The sequence below is a fragment of the Algoriphagus machipongonensis genome (assembly GCF_000166275.1).
Classification (GTDB): Bacteria; Bacteroidota; Bacteroidia; order Cytophagales; family Cyclobacteriaceae; genus Algoriphagus; species Algoriphagus machipongonensis.
In genome coordinates this window covers 4,422,375-4,446,395 of sequence record NZ_CM001023.1, presented here as the reverse complement: position 1 = coordinate 4,446,395, position 24,021 = coordinate 4,422,375, and the positions used below count along the sequence as shown (strand labels likewise).

General features: G+C 38.7%; 14 protein-coding genes and 4 tRNA genes. 13 read left to right on the top strand and 5 right to left on the bottom strand.

Features of this window, described 5'->3' with window-relative positions; translation table 11 throughout:
• Window positions 1-2: 2 nt before the first annotated feature.
• Window positions 3-389 carry a hypothetical protein gene (locus ALPR1_RS18835; protein WP_153231840.1) on the bottom strand — a complete coding sequence of 129 codons (387 nt, stop codon included), beginning with the start codon at window positions 387-389 and terminating at the stop codon, window positions 3-5.
• A gap of 151 nt (window positions 390-540) precedes the next feature.
• Window positions 541-3,831, bottom strand: a complete 3,291-nt coding sequence (locus ALPR1_RS18830) for a VCBS repeat-containing protein (RefSeq protein WP_008203063.1) — start codon at window positions 3,829-3,831, stop codon at window positions 541-543.
• 920 nt (window positions 3,832-4,751) lie between these two features.
• Between ALPR1_RS18830 and ALPR1_RS18825 the strand changes: the two genes are divergently transcribed.
• The 5 genes from ALPR1_RS18825 to ALPR1_RS18805 all read left to right on the top strand — a co-directional run bounded on the left by ALPR1_RS18825 (window position 4,752) and on the right by ALPR1_RS18805 (window position 16,606).
• Entirely contained in the window at window positions 4,752-7,718 is a 2,967-nt protein-coding gene (locus ALPR1_RS18825; RefSeq protein WP_008203062.1) for a SusC/RagA family TonB-linked outer membrane protein, read from the top strand.
• A gap of 18 nt (window positions 7,719-7,736) precedes the next feature.
• A complete protein-coding gene (locus tag ALPR1_RS18820; RefSeq protein ID WP_008203061.1) occupies window positions 7,737-9,371 on the top strand; it encodes a RagB/SusD family nutrient uptake outer membrane protein in 1,635 nt (544 codons plus the stop codon).
• A 166-nt stretch (window positions 9,372-9,537) separates the two neighbouring features.
• Window positions 9,538-10,155 carry a hypothetical protein gene (locus tag ALPR1_RS18815; RefSeq protein WP_202795640.1) on the top strand — a complete coding sequence of 206 codons (618 nt, stop codon included), beginning with the start codon at window positions 9,538-9,540 and terminating at the stop codon, window positions 10,153-10,155.
• 102 nt (window positions 10,156-10,257) lie between these two features.
• Window positions 10,258-13,578, top strand: coding sequence for an FG-GAP-like repeat-containing protein (locus tag ALPR1_RS18810; protein WP_008203058.1), 3,321 nt, complete (start codon window positions 10,258-10,260; stop codon window positions 13,576-13,578).
• A 376-nt stretch (window positions 13,579-13,954) separates the two neighbouring features.
• Window positions 13,955-16,606: a DUF5686 and carboxypeptidase regulatory-like domain-containing protein gene (locus ALPR1_RS18805; RefSeq protein WP_008203057.1), complete on the top strand. Its 2,652-nt coding sequence runs from the start codon at window positions 13,955-13,957 to the stop codon at window positions 16,604-16,606.
• Window positions 16,607-16,702: 96 nt separating this feature from the next.
• On the opposite strand, the gene frr is transcribed toward ALPR1_RS18805, so the two are convergent.
• From frr to ALPR1_RS18790, 3 genes are all read right to left on the bottom strand, one after another.
• Window positions 16,703-17,263: a ribosome recycling factor gene (frr, locus tag ALPR1_RS18800; protein WP_008203056.1), complete on the bottom strand. Its 561-nt coding sequence runs from the start codon at window positions 17,261-17,263 to the stop codon at window positions 16,703-16,705.
• A 10-nt stretch (window positions 17,264-17,273) separates the two neighbouring features.
• Window positions 17,274-17,984 carry a UMP kinase gene (gene pyrH, locus ALPR1_RS18795; protein WP_008203055.1) on the bottom strand — a complete coding sequence of 237 codons (711 nt, stop codon included), beginning with the start codon at window positions 17,982-17,984 and terminating at the stop codon, window positions 17,274-17,276.
• 132 nt (window positions 17,985-18,116) lie between these two features.
• Window positions 18,117-18,611: an acetyl-CoA carboxylase biotin carboxyl carrier protein subunit gene (locus ALPR1_RS18790; protein WP_008203054.1), complete on the bottom strand. Its 495-nt coding sequence runs from the start codon at window positions 18,609-18,611 to the stop codon at window positions 18,117-18,119.
• Between the two features lie 67 nt (window positions 18,612-18,678).
• Between ALPR1_RS18790 and ALPR1_RS18785 the strand changes: the two genes are divergently transcribed.
• The 8 genes from ALPR1_RS18785 to nusG all read left to right on the top strand — a co-directional run bounded on the left by ALPR1_RS18785 (window position 18,679) and on the right by nusG (window position 24,020).
• The gene (locus tag ALPR1_RS18785; RefSeq protein WP_153231839.1) at window positions 18,679-21,324 is read left to right on the top strand and encodes a M1 family metallopeptidase; all 2,646 of its coding nucleotides are present in this window, start codon (window positions 18,679-18,681) and stop codon (window positions 21,322-21,324) included.
• A gap of 152 nt (window positions 21,325-21,476) precedes the next feature.
• Window positions 21,477-21,559: transfer RNA gene (locus ALPR1_RS18780), tRNA-Tyr, on the top strand.
• A gap of 68 nt (window positions 21,560-21,627) precedes the next feature.
• Window positions 21,628-21,700 (top strand) — tRNA-Gly (locus ALPR1_RS18775).
• Between the two features lie 36 nt (window positions 21,701-21,736).
• Window positions 21,737-21,808 (top strand) — tRNA-Thr (locus tag ALPR1_RS18770).
• A gap of 59 nt (window positions 21,809-21,867) precedes the next feature.
• A complete protein-coding gene (tuf, locus tag ALPR1_RS18765; protein ID WP_008203052.1) occupies window positions 21,868-23,055 on the top strand; it encodes an elongation factor Tu in 1,188 nt (395 codons plus the stop codon).
• Between the two features lie 112 nt (window positions 23,056-23,167).
• A tRNA-Trp gene (locus ALPR1_RS18760) sits at window positions 23,168-23,241 on the top strand.
• Between the two features lie 14 nt (window positions 23,242-23,255).
• Window positions 23,256-23,444, top strand: coding sequence for a preprotein translocase subunit SecE (secE, locus tag ALPR1_RS18755; protein ID WP_008203051.1), 189 nt, complete (start codon window positions 23,256-23,258; stop codon window positions 23,442-23,444).
• Between the two features lie 18 nt (window positions 23,445-23,462).
• Window positions 23,463-24,020 carry a transcription termination/antitermination protein NusG gene (gene nusG, locus ALPR1_RS18750; protein ID WP_008203050.1) on the top strand — a complete coding sequence of 186 codons (558 nt, stop codon included), beginning with the start codon at window positions 23,463-23,465 and terminating at the stop codon, window positions 24,018-24,020.
• Window position 24,021 lies beyond the last annotated feature (1 nt).

The window sequence follows — 24,021 nt, the reverse complement described above, 5'->3', positions numbered from 1 at the left end:
TATTATCCTTTATTTTTTTCCTCTGAAGACAAAGCCGACTTTTCAATATTCACGTTTGGCAGGTGTTTTTTGAAGGTTCGGATTTGTTGGCTTTCGTCCATCCTTTTAAAGATACACGGGGTTCCGTTTTCATTTTTTAATTCAATAAATCTAGTTTCGTACCATTCTTCCAAGAGATTGATTCTTTCGTACTGTAGTAATTCTGGAGTCATGCCATTTTTCCAAGAAATACATAAATCATCCTTCAACTTAAGGAGTTTATGGATGAAATTGAACTGTTCGAATTTGAGATAAGAGCTTGTGTGGGTTGAATTACAAGACGGTATTTGGGGTTTATTATCAATCGATGGATTTATGGGTTCAATGGTTGACTTTACTTTATTGTTCATTTTTTGATAGGACTCAAAACATGTTTTTTTAAACATTCTTTGCCCTAATCCAAAAGCATGGTTTTTGGTTTGATTCCAAAAATAGTATTCTTTTCTCTCCAACATCTCAAAGCCAAATGAGAGGGGGAAAATAGGAGCATGCCCGGTGAAACTAATAGCGAAATTCAAAAACCAGTGGCTCATCATTGTTTCGTAATACTACTAAATTTGGTTTGTTTTCAATATTGATTTGGAGAAAGTCCCTGATTTCACCAGGTACAAATAGACCACTTTCTCCCGGGGTTAAGGTTTGCCATTGATTTTTTCCGTTTGGTTTCAAGACCCATCCATAACTTCCCATTTGACTTCCCAATTCGGGCTTGATCCGACTTTGATTTCCACCAAAAACCAACACAGGGCCTCCTGATTCTCCTTTGAGAGAAGTAATAGAATAAACTGGAGCGGATTGTATTTCTGGGGGTAAATCGGTGTAAAGGAAATTGCCTTTTCCGTCATTTAACCAAAGGCTAGTTTCAAGATTACCAGCTGTTAAAGTTAAGGAATTTGCCCAAATTGTTTCAGGGAAAAGGTCTTCCAAAGGTTTGTCTTGGTAGGATTCATAGGTTAGCAATTGCTTTCGTAAAGAGGGGATTTGGCGAAGCAAGGCAGGTTTAAGAACCCATGGAATTGTTCTTTCATTTTCGTATTGTGAAAGAATCTGATCCAAGGTTCCATTTTGGTCAAAATCGTTTAACACCATTCTAAGCTGAGAATTGCTTTGGCTTCGAAGTCGGGAATTTAAACCGTGATTCCCAGCAAGAATATCGGGGAAGCCATCCATGTTGACATCCTCCACCAACAGGCAATTCCATAGGCCAGTGGTATTTTCGAAACCAAAATCAACTGTTTTTTCAATTAATTTATTGTTCTCAAAACGAAATATCCGAATTGGCATCCATTCACCTGTGACGATAAGTTCAAGTTTCCCATCTCCATCCAAATCCTCCAAACCTGCGGAAGTCAGCATCCCGATTGTCGAAAGTTCAGGGTTGAGACTCTGAGAAATTTGCTTAAAACCTCCTAACCCGTCATTTTCCCAAACTTGAAGACCTGTCGGAATTCCATAAGCAAATGGAATGGCCCGGCTGCCGACGACCAAATCCATATCTCCGTCTTCGTCAAAATCCATCGGAAGTTGGAAAGCTGTGGGACTTGAAGAAAAGAACTGAGGGGATTTGTGGAAGTTTCCAGAGCCATCATTAAGGTAAAGTCGGTCTGAATAAGCAGGGGAATTATCGCCAAACTCTATTCCTCCACTTCCGACGAGTAAATCTGGATAACCATCTTTATTAGCATCAAAAAAAAGTGCTGTAACATCTTCAGATATGGCATCCGAACCAAACAGCTCTTCTTGTTTGGGGATAAATTTGCCTTCTGAATTTTGAATCAGCAAAACAGAGCTTTGTCCTTTCGCCCCAGGGATAAAAAGATCATCTAATCCATCACTGTTTACATCTGCTTTTGCAGCCTTTGGTCCTTCATTACTGATCATCCAGAATCGCAATCGATCCCGGTCAAAATCTACAAAGTTGCTTTCCTGATGTTGAAAGGGGATTTTTGATTCTTTTTGAGTGAAAATCCGAACTGGAAATTCCTCCAATTCCGGTAAGGTTTTGGTTACCTTCTCTGGAAACAGTTTCAAAGATTGATTCACATGAACGTCTCTGATGATTTGGGTTTTACCGTCTTGCCATAAAATCTCAAGCGAATCGAGTTTTTCAATTTTCCCCAAGCCAAAATGCATCCTAGGATCCACGGAGGACATGTAACCTTTGACAGGTTGATACTCTTGGTAGTATTTTTTATCTGCAGCGTAAGCGATGACTTTTGTACCAAATTCCTTACCTAGTTCTATGCTCAGATAGTTACCTATTTTTTGGTCCGAACTGGTGTTTTTGTAAACAAAAGCCCGTCCATTCAAATTATTAATCACCAAATCTAAATCTCCGTCATTATCCAAATCCCCGTAGGCTGAACCAGTGCTGAAAGTTAGCTGATCCAAGCCCATATTTGAAGAAAGATTTTCAAAGGACCAGTTGCCCTGGTTTTTAAAAAGAAAGTTTTGCTGAGGGTTTGAAGGAAACGCATCAATCATTTTGGTCAAAAGAATGGAATCTTCCTGGAACCCATTTAATTTTTCCTGGTTGTTGACATAGAAATCTACAAAGTCAAAATCAGTTAAATCCTTCACAATTCCATTGGTGACAAAAATATCCTTCAGTCCGTCATTGTCCACGTCGAAAATCAAGGCTCCCCAACTCCAGTCTGTTGCTTCTACACCTGTCATCCTACTGACTTCGGCAAAAATAGGAGTTTGAGTTCCTGGTCTGAACCCCAGGTTTCTTTGAAGTGTGTTTCGGGTAAATTGTTGATGGTACCCTGCTTTTATATTTGATTGAAATTTATCCCATTCTTCAAAAGGGGTTTTCGTTTTGACGCGTGAAAGCTCTTTTGGAAGCATTTCGGTGACAAAAATATCTGGTTTGGAGTCATTGTCCAGATCAGCAATATCAGCCCCCATACTTCCCAGACTGATTTCTGGAAGAAGATCAGGTAGTATTTCAGAAAATGTCCCATCCTGATTGTTCAGGTAGAGGTAATCCCTTTCAAAATAGTCATTGGAAACGTATAAGTCTGGCCAATTATCGTCATTTAGGTCAGCCACTGTGACTCCAAGACCATAGCCGATGTTACTTCCGAAAATCCCTGCTTCTTCAGACACATCCGTAAAGATTTCTCCATCATTTCTGAATAATTTATTTCCTCCTTCAGGATCTCGAATTTCACGCTGCCCAACCCTCAGGTCGTAAATCCCTACGGATCTTGCTGAATTACTGAGTAGGTACATGTCCAGATCTCCATCTTTGTCAAAATCAAAGAACACAGCATGCTGACTCAGCCCTTTTTCTGCGATTCCGTATTCTTTAGATTTATCTGAAAAAGTAAGATTGTCGTTATTGATAAAAAGTTCATTATGCCGTTTCTCACCTCCTGGAGGGCCTGATTTGCAAACATAAATATCTAGCAAACCGTCACCGTTCACATCGGCCATACTTACTCCAGTGGTCCAATAGCCGGTCGAGTTTAGCCCAGCTTGGTCTGTAATATCTTTAAATTTCAGATTTCCAAGGTTCAGGTAAAGTCTGTTTGAAGTTTGATTTCCGGCTAGGAAAACATCAGTTAAACCATCATTATTAATATCTCCCAGTGCTACTCCTGAACCGTTATAGAAATTACGAAAAGTGTAGGGGTTTACTTTTTCCGTGTAAGTAAGGTCATTTCTGAAGGTTATGCCTGATTCCTCTTCCGAAAGTAATTGAAAGAGTGCATCATGACTTTTCTCTTCTTTCTGACAAGAAAAGCTGCAAACAATAAGAAGAATAAGGAGGGTTTTTTGTTTCATTGACATGTTTTAAAACAGGAAAAAACCAAAAGTTTAAATCCTATTTAATACATTTTAAATTCTATTGCTAACCTGGATTATGAGTCAGAATAAAGATTCCTTCACTGATTCACAAGATATGGGGGCTATTTGCGATCATTGGCAAAATTTCTTGGTCATTTTTTCCTGAATCTACCAGTTTGTTTGTTTTGTCCAAAGCGAAAGGATTTTTTACTAGATATGGAACTGAGTAAAAGATGATGCTCTGAATCACAAAAACATCTCCTCTTCAAAAACAAAAGAAAAAGGCTTTTTAAGTCCTCAATTTTTATAATCAAAATCAGAAATATTTCTTTTCACATTGGCTAGTAGGGTTTTTCTGACTGTAGTGATTTTGTTATTTGAAGTTAAATCAGGCGTCAAAATATTTAACTTTGGACAGTTATAAACATTTGAAGAATTAATTTTATATTTTAATGATGCTTTGTATTATTTTACTAGAACTAATTATTTTTCCAATATGGCTAACTATAATAAACTTATTTGCTAATGAAATAAACATTATAAATTTTTTTATAAAAGATTATAATAGCTAGTCATTTTGTTATTTAAATAATTTTGCAATTATCTTTTGTTTTGTTTTAGATATGCCGAATTATTTTTTAAAATTGTTCAGAGGCTTTTTTAATCAAAATTATATTGATAAAAATAATTTCAATTTTGATTTGATTGCTGTTGGTATTTGATTTTGGATATTCTTAGGTCTGGAATACAGTCGTGGGTTTTCAAATGGCTTAGGCTCTGAAGTTAGAATGCCTGAATAGTTAGAGTATTCGTTTTGCCATTTATTATTGGGAATAAGCTTCTGTAAAAAATGTGTAGGACAGCGTTTAAGATTTTCAAAAGAGTATATCAAACAATTAACCATAACCCAAAATCACATGAAAAAACATTTAAAAATGGTTTTCATGTTATTCTTGTTCATTTCATTTAGCACATGCCAGTTGGCATTTGCACAGCAAGCTAGAATAACTGGAAAAATTACGGATGCAGAAACTGGGGAGGGAATTCCTGGGGTAAGTATTCTTATCAGCGGTACCACAACCGGAGTGGTGACAGATTTGGATGGAACCTATTCTATCGAGGCAAGTCCAAGTGATGTTTTGCGAATTTCATTTATCGGTTTTACTACCGTGGAAGAAGAAGTTGGTAACCGGACAGTTATTGATGTCGCTTTAAGCGAAAATGTACAAGCTTTAAATGAAGTAGTTGTAGTAGGCTACGGAACCCAGGAAAAGAAAGAGATTACCAGTGCGGTAACTAGCGTCAAATCAGAAGATTTTAATCAAGGCACTGTTAATGACCCTACCCAATTACTTCAGGGTAAAGTTGCCGGTCTGAACATCGCTCGGCCAGGTGGAAATCCTAACTCCGGATTTAATGTACGTTTAAGAGGGATTTCTTCGATTGGAGAAAATGCCTCCCCGCTTGTTGTTATTGATGGTGTAATTGGTGCCTCATTGAGTACAGTGGATCCTAATGATATCGAGTCTATGGATGTCTTGAAAGATGGGTCCGCTGCAGCGATTTATGGTACCAGAGGATCAGCAGGGGTGATTTTGGTCACTACCAAAAAAGGTAAAAAGGGTCGATCAGTTGTTGATTTTAACAGCAGTGTGGCAATACAGAATGTAGCCAGAACAATAAGTGTGATGAATGCTGAAGAGTACAAGGCAATACCTAACTCAAGAGACCTTGGTGGAAGCACAGACTGGATGGATGAGGTAACGGATACAGGTCTTAGTTTTATCAATAACTTATCGCTGGGAGGTGGAAATGAAACGACCAGTTATAGGGTTTCGATCAACTCCAGAAATGTAGACGGAGTAGGTATTAATTCTGGTTTTGATCAGTTAAATGCCCGTTTGAGTTTGACTCAAAGAGCTTTAAATGACAAAGCAACATTTACCGTAAATATTTCAAATACATCAGTTGACAGGCAATTTGGTAACGAGAACTCTTTTAGATATGCCATTATAAGTAATCCGACCTTACCAGTTTTAGATCCAAATCCTCAAAGCCCTGATTTTGGTGGATATTCAGAGCGAGATATTTTTGATTGGTTCAATCCTGTATCTATTGCTGAACAAAATATTGCAGATGGGCGAGATAATAGCCTTATAGCCAGTATCCGTGGAGAATACAATTTCTCGAGTAAGTTTAGTGGCGCTTTATTTTACTCCAAACAAAGAGAAACTGAATGGAGAGGATCTTATTCTCCTAAGACTGCTAAATTCGGAGGGGGATTTGGAAGAAATGGTTTGGCTACAATTCAAAATAATGAAAGGCTAAATGACTTATTCGAAGCTACCTTGAATTATTATGAAACTTTTGGAAAGACAAATTTTGCTTTCTTGGCAGGGTATTCTTATCAGGAGTTTTTTAACCAAGGGGATTATACTCAAGCTGGTAATTTCCTAACTGACGCTTTTACGTATGATAACATCGGCGCAGCTCTTGATTTTGCTAATGGATTGGCAACAGTTTCCAGTTATGCTAACTCAAACAAATTGGTGGCATTCTTTGGAAGGGCTAATTTTAATTTAGATGATACCTACCTACTTTCTTTAAGTGCTCGATATGAAGGTTCAACTAGATTTGGAGCTAATAACAAGTGGGGTTTGTTTCCAGCAATCAGTGCCGGTGTGAACATCGCTAACTTGGTTGACATTTCTGGAGTAAGTCAGATGAAGTTCAGGGCAAGTTATGGTAGAACAGGTACACAGCCTGGAGAATCTTATCTGTCTTTGTTAAGATTTGGACGTCAAGGAAACTTCTTCTATAATAATCAATTTGTGCCATCTTATGGGCCAGTTTCAAACGCCAATCCGGATTTGTCATGGGAGACTAAGGATGAATTTGATATAGGTTTGGATTTTGTGATTTTAAATAACAAACTAGATGGTTCAATAGATTATTATAACAGGGTGACAACTGGAATGATCTTGCCTATCAATGTTCCTGTGCCACCTAATCTTTTCCCTACTACCCAGTTGAACATCGGTGAAATGTCCAATTCAGGTCTGGAAGTCATGTTAAATTATAAAGCCATACAAAATGCTAATTTCACATGGTCTACGGGTGTCAATTTTTCTACTTTGAAGACAAATCTTAGAAGCTTGTCTGCTGGAGATTTGAGTTTCGGAGAAGTTAATTATCGCTCAAATTTTGGATCTCCTGGTCAAAACCTAACTCAATTGATCCGTATTCAGGAAAATGGTCCTTTGGGACAAATCTGGGGACCGATTCAAGTCGGTGTCAGTGATGATGGAAGCCCTATCATGAAGGTCATTGATGGTACAGCCGAGGATGAAAATGGTAACCCTGTTTATTGTAACTGTAATGATGACAGAACACAATTGGGAACAGCTTATCCTACTTTAAACTTTGGGTTTAATAACTCCTTGAGATACAAAAATTGGGATTTGAATTTCTTCTTTAGAGGATCATTTGGTCATTATTTGATAAATAGCTATAGAGGCTTCTATGAGAATACAGAAAGTACAACTGTACAAAACTGGAATATTGTAAATACTAAATACTTCGATCCAAATATTACAAAAGCGGAGTATAATAGTACCCACGTTGAAAAGGCTGATTTTGTGGTTTTGGACAATGCGACACTTGGTTATAATTTTAAAATACAACCGGGTAAAGCAGTCAGTAGAGTAAGGGCTTATGTTTCAGTTCAGAATCCGTTCATGTTTACTGGATACACAGGTGTGGATCCTGAAGTAAGATATGGGGATTCAGAGTCGAATAATGATCCTCTTGCTCCTGGAATTGAGCGGAGAGCTACTTATTTCACTACGACGATTACTACTTTTGGCCTTAATCTAAGTTTCTAAGCTAAAACATAAGATATCATGAAAAAAATATTAAATATAAGATACTTCTTGATTGGCCTGGGATTGAGTTACTTCGCTTCATCATGTGTCGACTTAGACGAAGAAGTTTATAGTGCTGTAACAGCTGATAACTTTTTCAATACCGATGAAGAATTTATTTCTGCTCTTGGACAAGCATATACATCCCTAGGTGGACTAGGTAATCACTCTGGACTTTGGTCAATCAATGAAATCGCCTCGGATGAAATTGTAGTTTCTCACAAAGGTGGAGACTGGTTTGATGGAGGTGTGCTACTGCAATTGCACCAGCATGAATTCAAAAGCGATAATCCTTTCTTTCAGAATTCCTGGAATTTCCTTTTCGGAGGAATCAATACTTGCAACAGATTGATCTTTTCTTTTGAAACATTGGATAATCCTAGTTCTGAGGCTTTTATAGCTGAGTTACGGGCGCTACGGGCTCTTTATTATTACTGGGCATTGGACGCTTTTGGTAATGTGCCGATTGTTACAGATTTCAGTGATACGGAGGCACCTGATACCAAATCAAGGCAGGAAGTTTATGATTTTGTATTAGGTGAACTCAATGAAATTATCCCCTTACTACCGACAGCAAAAGACGGTACTACTTATGGTAGGATGACCAAATGGAGTGCATTAATGATAAGAATGAAACTCTATCTTAATGCAGAAGTTTATACTGGTTCTCCTCAATGGGCTTTAGCTGCGGCAGATGCCTCAGAAATCATCGATAGTGGTATTTACAGCTTGATGCCATCTTACCAAAGTAATTTTCTAATAAACAACAGCCAATCAACCGAAAATATCTTTGTCTATCCTTATGACAAGGTGTTTGCAGGCGGCTTTAACTGGGTAATGATGACACTGCATATTGTGAGTCAATCTACATTTAATCTTACCCAACAGCCTTGGAATGGCTATCAGACAGTTGAAGAGTTTTACAATTCCTATGTTGATCCGGCAAAAAATCCAGGTACTCAAGGACCTGTTTGGAAGGGATTGGCTTTGGAGCAATCCACTGGAACCATAGATGGAAGATTAAGTAATTTCTTGGTTGGCCCTCAATTTAGATCCGATGGAACAACTTTGGTTGATCCGGGAGTTGAACCTACAGATCCAACTGGAAGAAACGGTGATCCAAATGGACCTCCACTTACATTCATGCCCTACCTTAATGAGATTTCTCCAGGAGGGTTGCGTCAAGCAGGAGCTCGAATTGCGAAATACGAATTTGAAGTTGGAGGGACCGATAACATGAGCAATGATTTTGTGATATTTAGGCTATCTGACGCTATTCTTTCACTTGCTGAAGCCAAATTTAGAATGGGAGAAACCACTGAAGCATTGGCTTTGGTTAATCAAATTCGTGCCAGAGCGGGTAATCTAGAGCCATTTACTTCTATAACTGAAGAGAATCTATTTGCGGAAAGAGGTAGAGAAATGTTTGTCGAGATGACCAGAAGACAGGATTTAATTCGATTTAAAAAGTATGGAGAAGCCTGGTGGCCATTTGAAGGTATGAACAGACCAAAGCTAGTACACTCACCGGGAAGCTATTTGGAATTGTTTCCAATTCCTCAGCCACAACTACTTGCGAATCCAAAATTACAACAAAACCCTGGGTACAATTAATCAGTATTCGATCAAGACTAAAAAGCAGGCTGAGTTTTCAGCTTGCTTTTTTTTTAAAAGCATTTTATATCAAGTTTGCTTAAAAAAAGATTGAATTATAGTTTCAAATTCATTTAATTCCTCTTCCCTACACTCAACTACTAGGAGAAAATTTTCTTAGTTTCTTATGATCAATTTATCAATGCGTAGATATTTTACCATATTATTTTCAACCCTGGTTCTAAGTTTAGTTTTTCAGAGTTGTGAATCTTCCTTCCTTAATTCTTCAGAAGATAATTTTTCAGAATCAGATAGCTTATTTTTGGGCTTTTATTTAGGAATGCCCCAAAAAGATTTTTTTGATCATTGTACTGAGCTTAATAAACAGCAAAAAATCACTCAGGGTCCAGGGGGCTCCACCAATGTAGAATATAGAATCGTCGATGAATATGATAGTGAGGTCAGCATGCGGTTTTTCCCAACTTTTATTGACGAAAAAATATATGAAATGCCTATTATCTATTCTTATGTGGCCTGGGCACCTTGGAACAGACAGTATTGGGCTGAAAGCCTCCTTCCGAAAGTTCTTGAAAAATACAAATTGACCTACGGTGATGATTTTGAATTACTGAATCATCCCACCCAAGGAAAAGTCTATTATAAAATTGATGGTAAAAGAAGGATTAACTTATTTGTCAAAGATGAACAGTTTGTCCAAGCTGTTTTCACTGATTTAAAAGTAGAGAAGAGGCTAAAGGAAGAATTTGAAAAAAGCCAGTCTCAAGAACAAGTGCCATCAAATTGATCAAAAGTGGCTTAAGTTGGGAAATATTAATCGATAGAATTGTCTTTAATACCAAGGTCTAGCTCGGTTATTCAAATTGGTTGATGAAACAAATTAGATTGCATGAAAAACGTCCGTTTTCATTTTTTGATTATACCTCTGATTATTCTGACTTCATGTTTACAAAAGCAGGATTCACTTTTTGAAAGTCTGCCTCCTCAAAAAACCGGTGTTGACTTTACTAATACCTTGATAGAAACAGAAGAGTTTAACATTGTTGAATACCTGTATTTTTATAATGGCGGAGGGGTAGCAGCTGGTGACATCAATAATGACGGGCTGATTGATCTCTATTTTTCTTCTAATCAGGGTTCCAATAAACTTTATTTGAATAAGGGGAGGATGGTATTTGAAGATATCACCATCCAAGCAGGACTGGAATCTGATCAACCCTGGAAAACAGGAGTGACTATGGCGGATATCAACGGAGATGGACTACTGGATATCTACGTTTGTAGACTGGGAAACTGGAAATCAGTACGAGGGAGAAATGAATTGTATATCAATAACGGAGACTTGTCTTTTACAGAAAGTGCGGAAGAATATGGTTTGGATTTTCAAGGCTTCAGCACCCAAGCAGCATTTTTTGATTTTGATAAAGATGGTGATTTGGATATGTACTTGCTCAATCATGCCGTGCACACTGAGAGAAGTTATGGCGGGGCCGAATCTAGGTATTTTGATGATGGGTTTGCTGGTGACAGACTCTATCGAAACAACTTAGAAAGCGGAGAAAAGAAGTTTACCGGGATTACAAGAGAAGCAGGAATTTTTTCGAGCAAAATTGGATATGGCTTGGGTATTGGAATTTCCGATATCAACAACGACGGTTGGCCAGATATCTATGTTTCAAATGATTTTAATGAGAATGATTACCTATATATCAACCAGCGGAACGGTACATTTAAGGAGCAAATTTCTTCTGGTGTCAATTACAGCAGTAGGTTCTCAATGGGGAGCGATTTTTCAGATTTTAATAATGACGGGTGGATTGACTTTATCACCATGGACATGTTGCCTAGGGATGAAATCATTCAAAAAATGTCAGCAGGAGAAGACAGCGAAGAAGTATACCAGCTCAAATTGGGGTTTGGGTTTGAAAGACAAGTGTCTAGAAACAGTTTACAGCTGAACAATACGAATGGCACCTTTTCGGAAATCGGACAATTCTCCGGCGTCTACGCAACAGATTGGAGTTGGGCAGCTTTGTTTGGAGATTTTGATAATGATGGATGGAAAGATTTGTTTGTTACCAATGGGATAGTTAGAAGACCCAATGACCTAGATTATATCAATTTTGTTACTAATCCTGAAATAGAAGATGGCTTACAAAATAAACCGGATATCAGTGATCTGAGGCTAGCAGATGAAATGCCCCCAGGAGATGTCAGTAATTTCATTTTTAAAAACAATCGCGACCTTACTTTTTCGGATGTTTCCCAAGAATGGGGTGTTTTCGGAAAAGGTATTTCTAATGGAGCTGTATATGCGGACTTGGATAATGACGGTGATTTGGATTTGGTGGTTAATAACATCAATCAACCAGCGGGTATTTACGAAAATAAGTTGAAGCAGATTTCTGACAGTAGCCAAATCGTAAATCATCTAAAATTGAGATTCAAAGGCCTTGGTTTAAACCAGTTTGGAATTGGGGCAAGAGTAGCGTTGTATCACAAGGATCAGATTCAAATTCAGGAAAACTTTATCAGCAGAGGATTCCAGTCCTCCATTGCACCGGAAGTCCATTTTGGATTAGGTGATTTCAATAGCTTAGATTCTCTAAAGGTTACCTGGCCAAGTGGAAAATCAGAAACCCTGAAAAATATCAAGGTCAATACGACTCTTGTATTAGATGAATCAAATGCAATTTTTTCTGAGCAACCAGTAGAAAATTCAAATGAACCCTCGTTGAAAGTTTTGGATAAAGATTTATCTGGACTAGATTTTCAACACCGTGAAAATGAATATAATGATTTTAATACGGAGCCATTACTGCCTCATAAATTGTCACGTGAAGGTCCTGCGTTGGCCACAGGAGATCTAAATGGAGATGGGCTGGATGATGTTTTTGTTGGAGGAGCATCAGGGCAGTCTGGAGTAGTTTTTTTTCAAAGTAAAGAAGGTCGATTTTATCAAGTGAATCAGCCTTTACTGGAAGAAGATGCTGATTTGGAGGACGTTAGTGCGGTTTTATTTGACAGTAATGGGGATGGTTTTTTGGATTTATTGGTAGGAAGAGGAGGGAATATCCAAATCCCAAATGATCAGGGTGAATCGACCAACATATATCTGAATGATGGAAAAGGGGAGTTTTATCAAAAAGTAAAGTTACCATTGGAACCAAACACTCAAGTTTCGGTGGTAAATGCGGTGGATATAAATGAGGATGGGAAGATGGATCTAATGATTGGAGGTAGGAACGTTGTAGGGGAATATGGATATAGGCCAAAAAGTTATTTATTTCAAAATCAAGGGGAGAATCAATATCTGAACCTAACGAAGGAAATTGCTCCAGAATTGGAATTGATAGGCATGGTAAAGGATGCCGTCTGGAAAGATTTAGACCTAGATGGTAACCTGGATTTGATCGTGGTGGGAGAGTGGATTCCAATCAATATTTTCATGCATCGAGACGGGGAGTTGATAAATGAGACCAGCCTATTTGGGTTGGAAAAATCAAAAGGTTGGTGGAACTCAATTGTTGCAGAAGACCTGAACGGAGATGGTTATCCTGACTTGGTAGTTGGCAATTTGGGTTTAAATAGTCGGTTGAAAGCTTCCAAAGAACATCCCGTAAAAATGATTGTAAATGATTTTGACCAAAATGGGACTTCAGAACAGCTTATTTCTTATTCAGTGGAAGGGAAATATTATACCATAGCTTCAAAAGACGAACTTGTAAAACAAATGCCAATCCTAAAAAAGAAATTTTTACATAATGAGGATTTTGCTGGAAAGAGTGTGGATGAATTGTTATCCTATTTAAATACTGAAGAGGCAGAATATCTGGAAGCCCATCAGTTTGAGTCTGTGGTGTTGATAAATCAAGACGGCAAGGGGTTTCGTTCAAAGAAACTGCCTGTAGAAGCTCAATTTGCTCCCATTGAGGCGATTGAACTGGTAGATGTAGACCAAGACGGAAATCTAGACTTGGTATTAGGGGGAAACAAGACTAGTTCTTCTCCCTATTTTGGTGCGTATCAGGGAAGTTGGGGGCAGATTCTTTTGGGAGATTCCTTAGGGAATTTCAGATTGGATATGCTTGATAGGCTTAAAATCCGTGGTGATGTGCGAGAGATTAGAACGGTAACTGTCAATAAGAAGACGTGGTTGATTTATGCGAAAAATGACGATTTCCTTGAGGTAGTTCAAATAATTGAATAAAACCACTTAAGTGGCTTTCAAATGAAAATTAGTAGTCTCTAAGGCTAAAAATTTTAAATGGAGACGCGTTTATAGGTATACATAGGCGGATAAAGAATTTTAAATTAATCATGGTCCTGAAAAGGGTTTTCTTTCGATCCAGAAGTGGTAGAATTAAAGTGATAAACTGTTTTTTAATTTAATCGTAGAGATCCCATAAGCCTTAATCTTTCTTTTACGATTGAATGTTTGAAAAGCCTGGATCGTATTAGGTTGTGAATAAGTGAGCAGGCGATGTATATGGCAACTCTGTTTAGTGTTTTTTAATTCTTAAATCATATTAAGAGGTTGTTGTTAAGAAAGTGATTCAGGTATATTTAAAGCTATAATATTATTTATGCTTACTGATAACAAGATTTTTATTCGATCTTTTTTATTGTTACTGATTTCGGTGGTAATTGGAAGCTCTGCTTTGGCACAGGGGATTCGAGGCAAAGTGCTGACTACAGAAGGTGAAATTTTACCTTATTCCTCCGTTTATATCAGGAATTTGGGAGACGGAGTTCCCACCAACCAAGAAGGTAACTATGAATACAAGCTGAAGCCCGGGGTATATGATGTACTGGTTCAATATTTAGGATATAAGTCTCAATTAAAAACCATTGAGGTAGGGGATGCTTGGGTAGAGATGGATTTTGAGCTTGAGCCACAGACCTATACTTTAGGTACAGTGGAAGTGAAAGCAGGTCAAGAGGATCCTGCACTTACGATTATGAGAAAAGCGATCTCTAAAGCAAAATTCCATAGGTTACAGCTCCAAAAATATTCGATGACGGTGTACCTGAAAGGTACTGGTCAATTAACAGATGCTCCATTTTTTCTAAGGAAAACGCTGGAAAAAGAAGGTTTAAATCTTAACGAAGCCTATACCAGTGAATCCGTATCCAGGATCACATTTACTCAACCAAATAAGGTCGAGGAGAAAGTTATCTCTATCCGTACCAATGGAGATAACCAGTCCACTTCTCCAGCTCCATACATTCAAACGAGCTTTTATCAGGAAAAAATTAACGAAATCATATCCCCCTTATCCAGGTCAGCATTTGCTTACTATCGCTTCACGTATGAAGGGACTTTCTTTGATCAGGATGTTTTGGTCAATAAAATTAAAGTAACCCCCAGATCCAGAGGAGAACGCGTTTTTGAAGGATATATTTATATCATAGAAGACCTTTGGGCCATTCATTCTTTAAATCTAAAAACCTCTCTTTTGGGTTTTCAGATTCAAGCAACTCAGCAATACGCGCCCGTAGCCGAAAATGTCTGGATGCCTTTGACACATACTTACCGTTTTGGAGGTAAGTTTTTTGGCTTTGAAGGGGAGTTTAAATACCTGGCTTCTACTCGTGATTATGAAGTGACAATGAATCCTGATTTAGCCTATGTGCCGGAAATCATTGATGAAAAAGTTCAGGAAGTTCCGGATGAAGTAGCGGAATTTGATAAATCAGAATCTGCTTTGGAGCAGTTGGCCAAGGAACAGCCGACGACTCGAAAAGAGTATAGGAAGATGATCAATGAGTACGAAAAGGAGGCGATGAAGGAAAGAGAGGAACCGGAAGTCATTCGTGAAAGCTACTACAGTATAGATTCCTTAGCTAAGAAGCGTGAGTTATCTTATTGGGATAGTATTCGCCCTGTGCCATTGACAGAAAAAGAAATAGAGGGCTATAACCGAGATGATAGCTTGGCAGTGGTGGAAGCAGCTAAAGTAAGTGAGGTAGATTCGGTAGCAAAAAAAGCAAGAAGTAAGTTTAGGCCATTGGATTTTATGAATGGGGCAACTTACAATTTTGGAGCTGGCAAGTCATTTGGTTTTAAGCAAAATTGGACGAAGATTTCATTTAACACTGTAGAGGGCTTTAAGCTTGGAATGGGCTTATTTTATAGAAAATACCAAGAAGAGAAATTAGCTGATAGTGTCAATAGAATCCGAAAGAGTTTCAACATTGAACCGGAGCTTCGTTATGGCTTTTCGAGTAATAAGTTTTATGGGAAAGTTGATTTTCGCTGGTCTACTACTAAGCCAATTTCTGGACATACTTTTGGAATTGAAGGGGGGAAATACATCTATCAATTTAATGGTGGAGACCCAATCAACGAACAGGTGAATGCTTTTTACTCCCTCTTATTCAGGCAGAATTACATGAAGCTCTATGAGCAGGAATTTGCTAAAATCTACTGGGCACACCGAGTTAATTATGGATTTACCTATCGAGGGAATTTAACCTATGCCAATAGACATCAGCTTTTTAATAATATCAATTACAGCTGGTATAATAAAGAGGGAAGAGAGTATACTCCCAATCAGCCAGAGAATGTAGAAACTGATGACCAAGCATTTGCTGATCATGATATTCTTAAATTGAATGCTTCCATTGAGTGGAGGCCTGGGGTCAAGTATGGAATTAGAAATGGGCGAAAATATCCGATTACCAGCAATTCCCCTTTGATAAAACTGAGCTATAACAAAGCATTTGGAGGAATATCAAATTCTGAGTCTTCCGCTGATTTTGATCAAATTGAAGTTGGAATAGAACATTATTTTGAATTTGGTGTCAGCGGTAAGTTTGATTTCAACGTGTCTGCAGGTACTTTCTTGAGTAACAAAAATGTGTATTTCCAAGATTACCAACACTTTGGTGGTAACAGGACGATCTTCTCCAATTTTGGGCCGGCGTCTAATTATCGATTTATGGATTACTATAAATACAGCACCAATACTTCCTATGTATCGGGGATTTTCCACTATCAATTCAGGAAATTCCTGCTGACGCAATTGCCGATGCTCCGTTTTTCAGGAGTTAGAGAAAACCTCTTTTTCAATTATCTAAAAACAGAAAACTCGAAGAATTACTGGGAAGTGGGCTATTCGTTGGATAACCTATTTAGAATTTTCCGATTGGAAATTGGAGCTGGATTTGAAGACAGAGAATTCCTAAGGGGAGGAGTAAGAATGGGAGTGGCTACATTTATCCAAATCAACTAAAAAGCTTAGGTTTGGTGAAGCTGAGACATGTTTTTAAAAAGTTTTGCACAAAAAAAGCCCGGTTCGTAAACCGGGCTTCATTTCTTGAAGGATAAATTAAACCTTCATAATATCTGCTTCTTTTTTCTCTAGAAGATCGTCTAATTTAGAAGAATATTGGTCAGTTAGCTTTTGGACCACGTCTTCAGCTCTTTTTACTTCATCTTCGGATGCACCGTCTTTTTGAAGTTTTTTCAGGGAGTCATTGGTGTCCTTTCTGACAGTTCGAACAGAAATTTTTCCATTCTCACACTCATGCTTGGCTTGCTTCACTAAATTGATCCTTCTCTCTTCAGTAAGTGCAGGGATTGTTAGGATCACTAGCTCACCATTGTTTTGAGGGGCAAGACCTAGGTCCGAATTAATAATTGCTTTTTCGATATCAGGAATTAGACCTTTTTCCCAAGGTTTGATGGATAAAGTTCTGGCATCAGGTGTACTTACAGAAGCTACCTGATTTAATGGGGTAGGAGCGCCATAGTACTGGACCATAATTCCATCCAATAAGTTAGGCATCGCTTTACCAGCTCTGATTTTCAATAATTCTGCTGCAGTATGATCTACTGCTTTTTGCATTAATTCTTTTGCCTCGTCTAAGAATAATTCGATTTCTTCCATAATCTTAAGCTTAAAGTGTGGTGATCAAAGTTCCAACTTCTTCCCCTTCTACCAAGTCACTCAAATTTCCTGCCTTGTTCATGTCAAACACAATAATAGGCAAGTTATTTTCCTGACAAAGTGTAAATGCTGTCATATCCATGACATTGAGGTTTTTCTCATACACTTCGTGGAAAGAAATTGTTTTGTATTTGGTAGCCGTAGCGTCTTTTTCTGGGTCTGCGGTGTAAACTCCGTCTACTCTGGTGCCTTTTAGAACCACATCGGCTTCCACCTCAATAGCTCTAAGACTTGCAGTAGAATCCGTAGTAAAATAAGGATTTCCGATTCCTGCTCCAAAAATGACAATTCTGCCTTTCTCAAGGTGGCGAATGGCTCTTCTTCTAATGAAAGGTTCGCAAACACTTTCAATTTTGATACCTGACATGAGTCGTGTATAAAGTCCCGCTTGTTCTAAAGCACTCTGCAAAGCCATTGCATTAATCAATGTTGCGAGCATGCCCATGTAATCACCTTGAACTCTGTCAATTCCAGATTCTGCTGCTTGAACCCCTCTGAAAATATTGCCTCCTCCAATCACGATTGCAATTTCAACACCCATATCTTTCACTTTCTGGATTTCTTGGGTGTATTGCTGAAGCCTTTTTGAGTCGATTCCGTAACTCTTATCGCCCATAAGCGCTTCTCCACTGAGTTTGAGCAGTATTCTTTTGTATTTCATAGATGGATTTATTTGCAAAGGAGTTGCCTGTTCTTGTTGGTTAGCATAAAATAATCCGACAAATATAATCTCTTCCTCTCATTATGCTAGGGCAAATCTCAATTTTGAACTCGTTTACAAGGAATAGTTTATTTAGAATTGAATTAAAACTTGATTTTTCTCCACACTCTCTTTCAACTTTACTTTGATCGATTTAACAATCCCATCACCTGGAGATTTGATGATGTTTTCCATTTTCATCGCTTCCAAAATCAATACCACATCTCCTTTTTTTACCTCATCACCCGGCTTGACTTTCAAATCTAAAATTAACCCGGGCATAGGAGCTTTAATGTCTTGGATTACTCCGGCGCTTAGGTTATTCATACCCAATTTTTCCAACAATAAATCGAAACGATCTTTGAGTTGAAGCTCCGCAGTTTTTCCGTTTAGCTTTATGATCAAGGTTTTGGTTTCCTGGTCCAAAGAAACTAATTCTGCTTCCAGTGATTTGTTATTACGGATTAAATGGATTTTTCTGTTTGAGATCCGCTGGAGATCCCAATCCAAAGTTTTTCCGTTTACTTCTACCGTGTTTTCGGAAATTTCTACCGAATAGGTCTCATTTTGGATACTTACTGAAAACATTCCTGTTAATTTGAAGCTGAATTTACTTAAAAACCGACAATGTCGGCCTTTTCTTTATTTCTCAAATATGAAACAATTGCAAACCAAGGCAAAGGATATTTTACAAAAGTCCACTTGGGTCTGGATAGGAACACTAATTTTCTTGATAGGATCTTGTAAATCAGGGAAAGCTACTATTGACTCACCCACTGATTCTACTGGGGTTCAGAGTACTGAGCTAACTGAAGTGAATACGGATCAGTTTGACACCCTGAAATTATTGGAATTGGTTCAGGAAAAAGAGAGGCTAGTAAATACCTATCGAGGGGCTTTTACCAGAACTTTTGATTTACTTCATACCGAGCTTGATCTTGATTTCGATTATCAAAATCAGAGCGTTTTAGGGCAGGCTGTTTTAGAGATGAGCCCATTAAATAAGCCGCAAAAAAAGGTGGATTTAAATGCGCAAGACTTTGAGGTTGGAAAAGTTTATTTCATTAATGAGGGTGATTCTTCCAGTGTTGGGTACGCTTATGATGGGCAAATCCTGACAATTTCATTTCCAAAGGAGGTAACAAGTCAAGACACTTTTCAACTGAGTATAAAATACACCGCATTCCCAAACATGAATTCGGGAAATGGTAGTCAGGCTATCACAGATACCAAAGGCTTATATTTTATAGATCCTCTGGGGGAGGATCCATTAAAACCTACCATGATTTGGACACAGGGAGAAACTGAGCATAACTCAAAGTGGTTTCCGACATTCGACCATCCTAATGAAAAAATGACTCAACTTTTGAAGTTGACAGTGCCAGATTCTATGGTCTCTGTGGGAAATGGAGAATTGGTAAAACAGGTGGATTTAGGGAATGGTTTTCATAAAGATTTCTGGGAAATGAAATTACCTCACTCTCCTTACTTGACGGCCTTTGCTATTGGGAACTTTGTCAGAGTAGAGGATGAATACGAAGGTATTCCCTTAGGCTACTATGTGGAAAAAGGATATGAGGAAGGCGCAAAGATCGTATTTAAAAACACACCAGAGATGGTTGGGTATTTCTCAGAATTATTGGGAGTTGATTACCCATGGCCCAAATATGACCAGGTAGTTGTAAAAGATTTTGTTTCCGGAGCTATGGAAAATACCACCGTTTCGATCTTCATGGAAGAGCTTCAATTGAATGAAAGGGAAGCCATCGATGCCGAGTGGGATTATATCATTGCTCATGAACTTTTCCATCATTGGTTTGGGGACTATGTGACCACAGAATCTTGGGGAAATTTACCTTTAAATGAAGGATTTGCCAATTATAGCGAGTTCCTATGGAATGAATACAAGTATGGCCCAGATCAGGCTGCCCTTAAGTTGGTTGCAGAAATGGAAACCTATTTTCAGGAAGCTGAGAGCAAACAGGTAGATCTAATCCGGTACTATTATCAGGACTCGGAAGATATGTTTGACGCCCATAGTTACTCCAAAGCAGGTGTCATTTTGCATATGCTTCGACGGTATTTGGGAGATGAGGTTTTTTTCGCCTCTCTGAACAAATATTTAAATGATTTTGCCTTTTCCAATGTGGAGGTTCATGATTTAAGAATGGCTTTTGAATCTGTCTCTGGGGAGGATTTAAATTGGTTTTTCAATCAATGGTTTTTGGATAAGGGTCATCCTGAGCTTTATGTGGAGGTGGATTATTCTATTCCTGAAAATATTTTGATATCCATCACTCAGATACAAGATTTAAATGAAAACCCACTTTACAAGATGCCTTTTGAAATTAGCTGGTATGAAGAGGGGGAGAGAAAAACGAAGCAGTTTATGTTAAAAGAAGCCTTTCAGCAATTTGCATTGGAAAATGATACCCCGCTGGATTTGGTCTTTTTTGACGAGGGAAAAGATTTGTTAGCGATAAAGAACCAAAATGTAAGTCCTGAGCAGTGGGTAAAGCAATATGAAATCTCTGAAAAAGGTATTGCGAGGTATGAGGCCTTGGATAGTTTGTCAGCTGGTCAGGCATACGATGAGTTAAGATTATTGATGCCAAATGCTATTCGAGATGATTTTTGGTCAATTCGGGAGCAGTCCCTAGGGATTCTTCAGGGGCATCCAGAGTGGCTGGAAGAGAATCCGGAACTAGAGGTCATGGTCATGGAGATCGCTCGAACAGGAGAGAGAAACTCTGTTAGGGCTGGAGCTTTGGATGCTTTGGCAGCTTATGATGCTTTAGCTTATGAAGATTTATTTATGGAATTGGTAAAAGAGCCTTCAGTATTAGTTTCCAGTTCTGCATTGATGGGCTTGACTGGAATGGAGGGGAAGACTTTAGACCCTGAGATAGTTAAAACTTTCTCTGAGGAAAATAATTTCAGGTATGTAGTGCCGATGGCGGAATATTTTATCACCAAGCCTATTTCAGGTAAGGGAGAGTGGTTTCATGAGAAGGTTAAGAGGCTATCTGGCGAGGGGCTTTATTACTTTTTGGGCTATTATGGAGAATATTTCAGTCGTTTTCCTGAAGAGGGAAAAGAAGAAGCTGTAAAGTTTTTGTTAAATATGATGAAGAATGAAGGACAAAGCTACCTACGCTTGGGGGCATTTCAGGCGCTTTTAGGATTTTCTGACGAGGCGGCTGTAGTGGAAGAAATTTCCAAGGTTGCGGCGGAAGAAACGGACCTTGATCTAAAAAATTACTACAACTACTTTATGGAGGCATTAAAAGATGAAAATTAATTGATTGATTTAGAGATGTTTGCAGTCAATGTGAAATTTTTCTTTTCAAATTTGAAATGCATGCTTTGAAACTTTCAAAAAAGGCTATAATTTTGCCATCCGTTACGATAGATAGGTCGAAGAAAAAGACCAGGAAAAAGTGACGAATAGTTGGGGGAATACCAAAGCGGCCAACTGGGACGGACTGTAAATCCGTTGACTTATGTCTTCACAGGTTCGAATCCTGTTTCCCCCACATTGCCGAATGCAAAATTTTTTTCTTAGTTTTGCAGGGCTAAATTAATTCGGCTTAGCCGGAAAAAAGCGGGAGTAGCTCAGTTGGTAGAGCGGCAGCCTTCCAAGCTGCAGGTCGCGGGTTCGAGCCTCGTCTCCCGCTCAATACTTTTTCCAAAAGAAAAAGTATCGAGCTCAAGCCGACGTAGCTCAGGGGTAGAGTGCTTCCTTGGTAAGGAAGAGGTCACGGGTTCAAATCCCGTCGTTGGCTCATACGGCTTAAATAATTATCTAAACATATCTTTAAACTTAAACTGAGGATTTTCACGCATGGCAAAAGCAACATTCGACCGTTCCAAGCCGCACGTTAACATCGGTACGATTGGACACGTAGACCATGGCAAAACTACTTTGACTGCCGCCATTACTACTGTATTGGCAAACAAAGGTCTATCTGAACTAAGAGATTTCTCTTCTATCGACAACGCTCCAGAAGAAAAAGAAAGAGGTATTACCATTAACACCTCTCACGTAGAATACCAAACTGACAAAAGACACTATGCACACGTAGATTGTCCAGGTCACGCGGATTACGTTAAGAACATGGTAACAGGTGCTGCCCAGATGGACGGTGCTATCCTTGTGGTAGCAGCTACAGACGGACCAATGCCTCAAACTAGAGAGCACATCCTTTTGGCACGTCAGGTAGGTGTACCAGCTCTTGTAGTATTCATGAACAAAGTAGACATGGTGGACGATCCTGAGCTTCTTGAGCTTGTGGAGATGGAAGTTAGAGAGCTACTTTCTTTCTATGAATTCGACGGTGACAACATCCCAGTAATCGCTGGTTCTGCACTTGGTGCATTGAACGGTGAAGAAAAGTGGGTAGACACTGTAATGGAATTAATGAATGCTGTGGATGATTTCATTCCACTTCCAGAGCGTGCTGTAGATAAAGAATTTTTGATGCCTGTAGAGGACGTATTCTCGATCACTGGTCGTGGTACTGTTGCTACTGGTAGAATCGAAAGAGGTGTTATCAACTCTGGTGATCCAGTTGACATCATCGGTATGGGTGCTGAAGGACTTAAGTCTACAGTTACTGGTGTTGAGATGTTCCGTAAGATCCTAGACAGAGGTGAAGCAGGTGATAACGTAGGTCTTTTGTTGAGAGGTATTGAAAAAGCTCAAATCAAGAGAGGTATGATTATCTGTAAGCCAGGTTCTGTAACTCCTCACGCACACTTCAAAGCTGAAGTTTATGTACTTTCTAAAGAAGAAGGTGGACGTCACACTCCATTCTTCAACAAGTACAGACCTCAGTTCTACTTAAGAACAACAGACGTAACTGGTGAGATCAAACTTCCAGAAAACGTTGAAATGGTTATGCCAGGTGATAACGTGACTATCGAGGTTAACTTGCTTAATGCAGTTGCACTTGAGAAAGGACTTCGTTTTGCGATCCGTGAGGGTGGTAGAACAGTAGGTGCTGGTCAGGTAACAGAAATCCTAGACTAATCTATTTCTGATAAGATTAAACGATGCGATCCTGAATATTTTTGGGATCGCATTTGTTTCTTAAACGAACAATACCTAATTTTGCGTTCCCATTAGCGGAACGTTCATTCACACGGGCATAGTTCAACGGCAGAATAGCGGTCTCCAAAACCGTTGATGGGAGTTCGAATCTCTCTGCCCGTGCCAGTAAGTATTACATTATGAATCTAAAAAACTTTGTTCTGGAGTCCTATGATGAAATGAAAAACAAGGTCACATGGCCTAAGTATTCATTTCTTCAAAATAGCGCAGTGTTGGTGCTGGTCGCTTCTTTGATCTTTGCCTTGTTTATCGGGGTAGTGGATCTTGGTTTCGAAAACATCATGACATGGTTTTATGATTTATTTTAATTGAATTGACATTACAGAATGGCTGAACATAAGTGGTACGTACTCAGGGTAGTAGCTGGGCAGGAAAAAAAGACAAAAACCTACTTGGACAATGAAATTTCAAGGCAGGAAATTGATGAGTTTATTCCTGAAGTACTAATACCTTCCGAGAAGGTATATGAGATGCGTAACGGCAAAAAGCGTGTTCGTGAAAGAAACTTCTTTCCTGGGTACGTATTAGTTAATGCGGATCTTTCGAATGGTGAAGCCAATCATGTAATTACAAGTATCCCGGGTGTTATCGGTTTCTTAGGATCAAGCCAGGGGGGAGCTTCCAAAACCCCTGAACCATTACGCCAGTCAGAAGTCAACCGTATTTTAGGTAAGGTTGAAGAGATTGATGAGTTTGCAGAGAAACTGGATACCCCATTTATAGTAGGAGAAGCCGTAAAAGTAATGGACGGCCCATTCAGTGGATTTACCGGGACAATAGAGGAAGTATTTGATGACAAGAAGAAATTGAACGTTATGGTCAAGATCTTTGGACGAAATACTCCCGTAGAGTTAAACTTTATACAAGTAGAAAAACAAGACTAAG

Excerpts from the sequence above, each read along its gene's own strand:
- secE (WP_008203051.1), top strand. The coding sequence starts at position 23,256 with ATGAATCTAAAAAACTTTGTTCTGGAGTCCTATGATGAAATGAAAAAC.
- ALPR1_RS18815 (WP_202795640.1), top strand. The coding sequence starts at position 9,538 with ATGATCAATTTATCAATGCGTAGATATTTTACCATATTATTTTCAACC.
- frr (WP_008203056.1), bottom strand. The coding sequence starts at position 17,263 with ATGGAAGAAATCGAATTATTCTTAGACGAGGCAAAAGAATTAATGCAA.
- ALPR1_RS18820 (WP_008203061.1), top strand. The coding sequence starts at position 7,737 with ATGAAAAAAATATTAAATATAAGATACTTCTTGATTGGCCTGGGATTG.
- ALPR1_RS18835 (WP_153231840.1), bottom strand. The coding sequence starts at position 389 with ATGAACAATAAAGTAAAGTCAACCATTGAACCCATAAATCCATCGATT.
- nusG (WP_008203050.1), top strand. The coding sequence starts at position 23,463 with ATGGCTGAACATAAGTGGTACGTACTCAGGGTAGTAGCTGGGCAGGAA.
- ALPR1_RS18785 (WP_153231839.1), top strand. The coding sequence starts at position 18,679 with ATGAAACAATTGCAAACCAAGGCAAAGGATATTTTACAAAAGTCCACT.
- ALPR1_RS18825 (WP_008203062.1), top strand. The coding sequence starts at position 4,752 with ATGAAAAAACATTTAAAAATGGTTTTCATGTTATTCTTGTTCATTTCA.
- pyrH (WP_008203055.1), bottom strand. The coding sequence starts at position 17,984 with ATGAAATACAAAAGAATACTGCTCAAACTCAGTGGAGAAGCGCTTATG.
- ALPR1_RS18810 (WP_008203058.1), top strand. The coding sequence starts at position 10,258 with ATGAAAAACGTCCGTTTTCATTTTTTGATTATACCTCTGATTATTCTG.
- ALPR1_RS18790 (WP_008203054.1), bottom strand. The coding sequence starts at position 18,611 with ATGTTTTCAGTAAGTATCCAAAATGAGACCTATTCGGTAGAAATTTCC.
- ALPR1_RS18805 (WP_008203057.1), top strand. The coding sequence starts at position 13,955 with ATGCTTACTGATAACAAGATTTTTATTCGATCTTTTTTATTGTTACTG.
- tuf (WP_008203052.1), top strand. The coding sequence starts at position 21,868 with ATGGCAAAAGCAACATTCGACCGTTCCAAGCCGCACGTTAACATCGGT.
- ALPR1_RS18830 (WP_008203063.1), bottom strand. The coding sequence starts at position 3,831 with ATGAAACAAAAAACCCTCCTTATTCTTCTTATTGTTTGCAGCTTTTCT.